Source organism: Humibacter ginsengisoli, from assembly GCF_054780095.1.
The window spans coordinates 517,400-523,399 of the sequence record NZ_BAAGWZ010000002.1 but is presented as its reverse complement, the minus strand read 5'-3'; the positions used below and the strand labels follow the sequence as shown (position 1 = coordinate 523,399).

The following is a 6,000-nucleotide window of genomic DNA, read 5'->3' as shown; positions in this document are numbered from 1 at the left end:
GCAGGCGAAGAAAACGCTCGCGTCCACTATGTGGTTCCCGATATACGGTCGGGACACCACCACCCCACCACGGTGGGGGTTATGACTGTAAATCAATAGTGTTACGGCGGCCATAGCGAGAGGGAAACGCCCGGAAACATTCCGAACCCGGAAGCTAAGACTCCCAGCGCCGATGGTACTGCAGGGGCGACCCTGTGGGAGAGTAGGACACCGCCGGACTCCTTTGTAGGAAGGGCCGCCCAGAGATGGGCGGCCCTTCTTGCATTTTGTGCCAGTTTTTGCGTTTGTATCGGTTTTGGGGCTCGGGCGTCAGTCCGAGTGGGTGGACTGCACTTGGGGATGCGTGGCGGAGTCCGCATCGGCGGGCACGTCCCCGGCCGGGCCGCGGCGCCTCGTGCTTGATGCGCGCACGACGAGCGCGACCGGGATGGGCGGTGGCGACGGCGAGGTCTCATCCCCATCAAGCCTGTCGAGCACACGCCTCAGCGCCAGCTGTCCGAGTGCGGCGAAGTCCTGGGTGACCGTGGAAAGCGGAGGCGTATAGAACACGGACTCCGGAACGTTGTCGAATCCCACGACGCCGACGTCGTCGGGAACTCTGAACCCACGCCGTGCCAGCGCTGTCATCACCCCGAGCGCGATCTGGTCGTTGGCGGCGAATACCGCTGTCTTGCCCGCGATGACGGTGAGTTCGAGCCCGATGCGGTGACCCTCGGCGGCCGACCAGTCCGCGTGATAGAGCGCACCACGGGGCAGCCCCGCGTCGGCGAGCTCATCAGCCCACCCTCTCTGACGTTCTCGCGCGTCAGGGTGGTCGGGAGGGCCGGCGACGTGGATGACGTCGAGATAGCCCGCATCGATGAGGTGCTGCACCGCCGCTCGGGCGCCGCCGTACTGGTCGATCGACACGACGTCGCGGTTGCGGCCGGGCGCCGAGATCGAGATGAGGGGAACACCCACGTCGAGACCGCGCAGGGACTCGAGCGTGGTCACGTCGAGTTGCACGAGCACAACGGCTTCCACGTTCTGCCTCAGGAGCGACTCGATCGCGGTACGCGCCTCACTCGCGCTCTCTCCCGGCACGCTGACCGTGAACACGCTGTACCGCGCGGCGTGCGCGGCCTCGTTGAAGTACCTCTGGATGCTCGCCGGTCCGTAGTCCGCGGATCCTGGTGCGATGAGCCCGATCGTGCGCGTACGCCTGGTCACGAGCGCGCGAGCCGCCGCTGACGGTTCGTACCGCAACTGCTTGATCGCCTTCCGCACGCGCTCGCGTGTCTGGTCGCGCACATCCGGCGAGTCGTTGATGACGCGCGAAACCGTCTGGTGCGACACACCGGCAAGTCGTGCGACGTCGAAGATCGTCGCCGCACGGGTCCCCTCAGTCCGTGCCATTCGCCCCTCCATCCGCGATGAGCGTGAGCAGAAGCTCCCGATCCAGCCCATCGTCGTTCGCCACGATGCCCAGGATCGCGCGATCCCGCATGATCACGATCCGGTCAGACAGCCGGAGAACTTCGTCTGGCTCGGCGGAGATGTAAATCACGCCGACACCGTTGGCTGCCATGGAGGCCACGAGGCGCTGGACTTCAACCTTAGCGCCGACGTCGATGCCTCTCGTCGGTTCGTCGAGCACCAGCACGCGCGGTGCAATAGCGAGCCAGCGAGCAAGCAACACCTTCTGCTGGTTGCCGCTGGAGAGCGAGGCTGCAGGCTGGTCGAGGTCGCACGGCCACACGTTGAGCGCCTCCAGGTAGCTCGTCGCGAGCTCGTCCTGTCGTGCACGAGGCATCCGCCGGAACCAGCCACGCTGCGCCTGGATGGCGAGTGTGATGTTGTCGCGCACACTGAGCTGGCCGATGAGCCCCTCAGAGACGCGGTTCTCCGACGCGTACACCACCCGCGCCATGAGGGCAGAACGCGGCGAACGGTACGCGGTGGCGGTCGGCCCGCCGACGAGTCGACCGCCGTTGATCGGATCGATGCCGGTGAGGGATCTGGCCAGCTCGGTGCGGCCCGAGCCGAGCAGCCCGGCGACGCCGACGATCTCGCCCTCGTTCAGCTCGAGCGCGACCGGTGCACGCAGCGAACCGGACCGAACGCTCTCGGCGCACAGGATGGGCGCGGGACTGCCGACCACCTCCGCGCCACGCTCTTCCATGATCTCGTCCAGCTCACGCGGATCGCGGCCGAGCATGCGCTGGACGAGATCGCGGCGCAGGATGTCCGCGGTCGGGAACTCGCCGACCAGCACGCCACCCCGCAGAACCGTCAACCGGTTCGCGATCTCGTAGACCTGCTCTAGCACGTGGGAGACGAACAGGATGGCGACGCCGTCATCGCGCAAGGATCGGATCACGCCGAGCACGTGCTCGGTCTCCGCCTCGTCGAGACTCGCGGTCGGTTCGTCGAGCACGAGCACGCGAGGACTCGAACGGATCGCGCGTGCCATCGCGACGAGCTGGCGGATGGCCGGCGGATGTCCGCCAAGCGGTGACCTCGGATCGACGACCGCGCCCAGCCGCTCGAGCAACTCGCCGGCGCGTCGCACCATCGCGCGCCGGTCGATGCCCAACCTGCCGTGCGGCTCGTCGCCGAGCATCACGTTCTCGGCGATGGACAGATTCGGAAGCAGCCCAGTCTCCTGGTGCACGACCCCGATTCCGGTCGCGAGTGCGTCGCGCGGCGACGAGATCTGTACCGGTGCACCGTTGCACAGGATCTCGCCGTGCGCCGGCCGGATCGCGCCGGTCAGAACCTTGATGAGCGTGGATTTGCCCGCGCCGTTCTCGCCCATGAGCGAGTGCACCTCACCCCGGTGCAGATCGAGGTCGACGTCGTCGAGCGCCAGGTTGCCCTGGTACCGCACGGTGATGCCGCGCATCCGGATGAACGGGTCGCTCATCGCAGTTCCCCCGCTCTGCTTGCGGCGAGCCGTTGGGCCACGACGAAGACCAGCAGCAGCATCCCGAGCACGATCGGCGTCCACCACGAGTCGACGCCGAGATAGTCGATCGTCAGCTGGATGACGCCGTACACGAGCACTCCGACGACCGAGCCGACCACTCCGCCGTTCCCGCCACCGAGTGTGGTGCCGCCGATCACGACCGCGGCGATGGCGGCGAGCTCCATGCCGGTGCCGGCCTGCGGATCGCCCGACGAGGTGTACGACGCGAAGAGAACGGCCCCGATGCCTGCGCAGGTTCCGCTGACCACATACACGAGCACCGTGGTGCGCATCACCGCGAGACCCATCAGCCGCGCCCCGTCGGAGTTGCCTCCGAGAGCGAACACGGTGCGCCCGAACCGCGTTCGGTGAAGCATCAGGAAGGCGACGACGGCGAGTGCGAGTGCGACGAGGACGCCCAGTGAGAAGCGGAGATCGCCGACGCCGACGGTGACCAGGGTGAGCGCGTTGAGCCCGCTGTCGCGGATCGGCACGGCGTTGAGGCTGACGCTGTAGGCCAGACCTCGGGCGAGGAACATCCCGGCGAGGGTGGCCACGATCGGCTGCACGTCGAAGACCGCCACGAGCACGCCGTTGACGAGCCCGATACCGGCGCCCGATGCGACGATCAACGGGATGGCGACGCCTACGGGGACGCCTGCCGCCAGAAGCTGGGCACCGATCACTCCGCCTAGCCCGATCACGGAGCCCACCGACAGATCGAGCCCGCCGGACAGCACGACGAAGGTCATGCCGACCGCGAGTGCGAGCAGGTAGCCGGTGTCGAGGAAGAGGTTCGAGACGAGCCGGGCCGACACGAACTGGCCGAACGTGAGCTGGTCGCCGAGCACGAGCATCCCGAGCATCACGACAGCGACGAGTACCGGAGGAAGGTGTGGGCGCCGTGCGACGCCCCAGCGCCGTGGCGCTTCCCAGGACGGAATCCTCGGTGTCTGCGTGCTCACTGGATGCCTCGCCATCCGGCTCGGATGCGACCCAGGAGTGCGCTGGTGCGCGGCGCCTGCAGCAGGCAGACCGCGATGATGATGACGCCCTCGAAGAGCGGTGAGGTCGCCGGCGAGGTGCCCAGGTAGGTCACCGTGGAGGTCAGCACCTGAACGGTGAGCACTCCCAGCACAGTGCCGCCGACGGAGAACCGGCCGCCGCGCAGCGACGTTCCGCCGATGACGACGGCGAGGATGGCATCCACCTCGATGCCGAGGCCGGCGTTGCTCGCGTCGGCCGACATGATGTCCGAGCTCGCGATGAGTCCGCTGCCCGCGGCGAGCAACCCGCTCACGGCGTAGACGGTTCCCGTGAGCAGACGCACCCGCAGGCCGGCCATGCGGCTGGCGACGGGATTCGCGCCGATGGACTCGATCATCGTCCCGAGGGCGCTGCGCCGCAGCAGCACGGCGATGGCGATGACCACCGCGGCCGCGATCAACGTCGGGGCGGGAAGACCGAGCACGGTACCGGCGGCGATCCACGCGTAAGGCGGGCTGGCGACGGTGTCGACCTGGCCGCGTGTGATGAGCATCGCCAGACCGCGGCCGGCGAGCATGAGCACCAGCGTGGCGATGATCGGTTGCACCCCCACCGCGGCGACCAGCATCCCGTTCCAGGCTCCGAGCAGGATGCCTACGCCGAGCCCGGCACAGATACCGAGGGCGACGGCGCCGATCGACCCGGGCTGTGGCGATCCGGCGATGACGGCGAGGGCGACTGCTCCGCCGACCGACAGCACGGCGCCGACTGAGAGGTCGAGCCCGCGAAGCGCGATCACGAGCAGCATTCCGAGGGAGACGAGCATGAGCGGCGCGGCATCCCTGACGATGTCGGGAATCGGTCCGTACAACGCGGCCCGGCGGATCGAGATGGCGAAGAAGCCGGGACGGACGGCGGCGTTGATCGCCACGAGAGTGAGCAGCACGACGACAGACCACAACTGTGGTCTGCGCAGCAGCGTGATCGCGCGGCGACGGCCAACCGTCTCGTTTCTCGCTGCACTCAGTACGGCCACGTGGCGAGCACCCCCTTCGCCGTCTTCGCGTCGAAGACGCGGTCGGTGGCGATGTACTCGCGTCGCACCGGTGATCCGGCGTGCACGGCCCGTACGACGGAGGCCACCCTCTGCCCGAGCATCGGATTGCACTGCACGACATGGTTGAGCCGCCCGGCGACGAGTTCGGTGAGGGCGTCCCGGGTGCCGTCGATGGTGACGATGCGGATGTCGCGCCCCGGCACGAGCCCCGCGGCCGTGATGGCCTCGATCGCGCCGAGCCCCATGTCGTCGTTCTGCGCGAACAGCAGCTGGATGTCGTCGCCGTGCTTCTCCAGGAACGCTGCCATCACCTCTTTGCCGCCGGCGCGGGTGAATCCGGCGTCCTGAGCATCCAGCACGGTGAAACCGTGGCCGGCGATGACCTGCTCGAAGCCCGCGGAGCGATCGAGTGCCGCACTCGACCCGGTGGTGCCGAGCAACTCCACGATGCGGGTCTTCGGCTTCGAGTTCTCGACGATCCACGTCGCGGCAAGGGCACCCTCGTGGCGGAAGTCGTCGCCCACCCGGCTGACGTAGAGCGACGAATCGCTCGAGTCGATGCCGCGGTCCTCCAGCACGACCGGGATGCCCGCCTGTCGCGCCTCGTCGAGCACGTCGTGCCATCCGTTCTCCACCATCGGGGCCAGCACGATCACGTCGACGCCCCGGGTGACGAAGCTGCGCACGGCTGCGATCTCGTTCTCCTGGCGGCCTTGCGAGTCGATGAACATCAGGTCGAAACCGTTGCGACGCGAGAGCGCATTGCGCAGCGACGTCGTGTTGGCGGCGCGCCAGGTGCTCTCCGCGCCGGTCTGGGCGAAACCGACGGAGATCAGCGTTCGTGGTGGTGCCGTGCAGCCGGTCAATCCCTCGGCGACGCAGGCGAGAGCGGCGCCGAGCACGGCTCGCCGGGTGATCGCCACTGATCGCCTCCCTGCATCGTCGAAGAGCTTCACGCGCACGGCGTGCAACGCTACGTTAGCGTTCACACACAAGTTCCCGCGACGCT

General features: G+C 68.0%; 5 protein-coding genes and 1 rRNA gene. 1 reads left to right on the top strand and 5 read right to left on the bottom strand.

The features are described 5' to 3' along the window. Positions 1-102: 102 nt before the first annotated feature. Positions 103-219 (top strand): 5S ribosomal RNA (gene rrf, locus ACYVI5_RS04725). A 90-nt stretch (positions 220-309) separates the two neighbouring features. Here the strand turns inward: rrf and ACYVI5_RS04720 are convergent. From ACYVI5_RS04720 to ACYVI5_RS04700, 5 genes are read right to left on the bottom strand one after another with little or no spacing between them, the layout of a single operon-like run. After that, the gene (locus ACYVI5_RS04720) at positions 310-1,395 is read right to left on the bottom strand and encodes a LacI family DNA-binding transcriptional regulator (protein WP_460579207.1); all 1,086 of its coding nucleotides are present in this window, start codon (positions 1,393-1,395) and stop codon (positions 310-312) included. After that, complete coding sequence (locus tag ACYVI5_RS04715) at positions 1,382-2,905, bottom strand: sugar ABC transporter ATP-binding protein (protein ID WP_460579206.1); 1,524 nt, start codon at positions 2,903-2,905, stop codon at positions 1,382-1,384. Before ACYVI5_RS04715 ends, ACYVI5_RS04720 begins: the two co-directional genes overlap by 14 nt. Further along, positions 2,902-3,912 carry an ABC transporter permease subunit gene (locus tag ACYVI5_RS04710; RefSeq protein ID WP_460579205.1) on the bottom strand — a complete coding sequence of 337 codons (1,011 nt, stop codon included), beginning with the start codon at positions 3,910-3,912 and terminating at the stop codon, positions 2,902-2,904. Before ACYVI5_RS04710 ends, ACYVI5_RS04715 begins: the two co-directional genes overlap by 4 nt. Further along, a complete protein-coding gene (locus ACYVI5_RS04705; RefSeq protein ID WP_460579204.1) occupies positions 3,909-4,970 on the bottom strand; it encodes an ABC transporter permease in 1,062 nt (353 codons plus the stop codon). Before ACYVI5_RS04705 ends, ACYVI5_RS04710 begins: the two co-directional genes overlap by 4 nt. Continuing rightward, positions 4,958-5,914: an ABC transporter substrate-binding protein gene (locus ACYVI5_RS04700; RefSeq protein WP_460579203.1), complete on the bottom strand. Its 957-nt coding sequence runs from the start codon at positions 5,912-5,914 to the stop codon at positions 4,958-4,960. Before ACYVI5_RS04700 ends, ACYVI5_RS04705 begins: the two co-directional genes overlap by 13 nt. Between the last annotated feature and the right edge of the window lie 86 nt (positions 5,915-6,000).

Bases quoted from the DNA above. Each gene is read 5' to 3' on its own strand.
- ACYVI5_RS04720 (WP_460579207.1), bottom strand. From the start codon at position 1,395: ATGGCACGGACTGAGGGGACCCGTGCGGCGACGATCTTCGACGTCGCA.
- ACYVI5_RS04715 (WP_460579206.1), bottom strand. From the start codon at position 2,905: ATGAGCGACCCGTTCATCCGGATGCGCGGCATCACCGTGCGGTACCAG.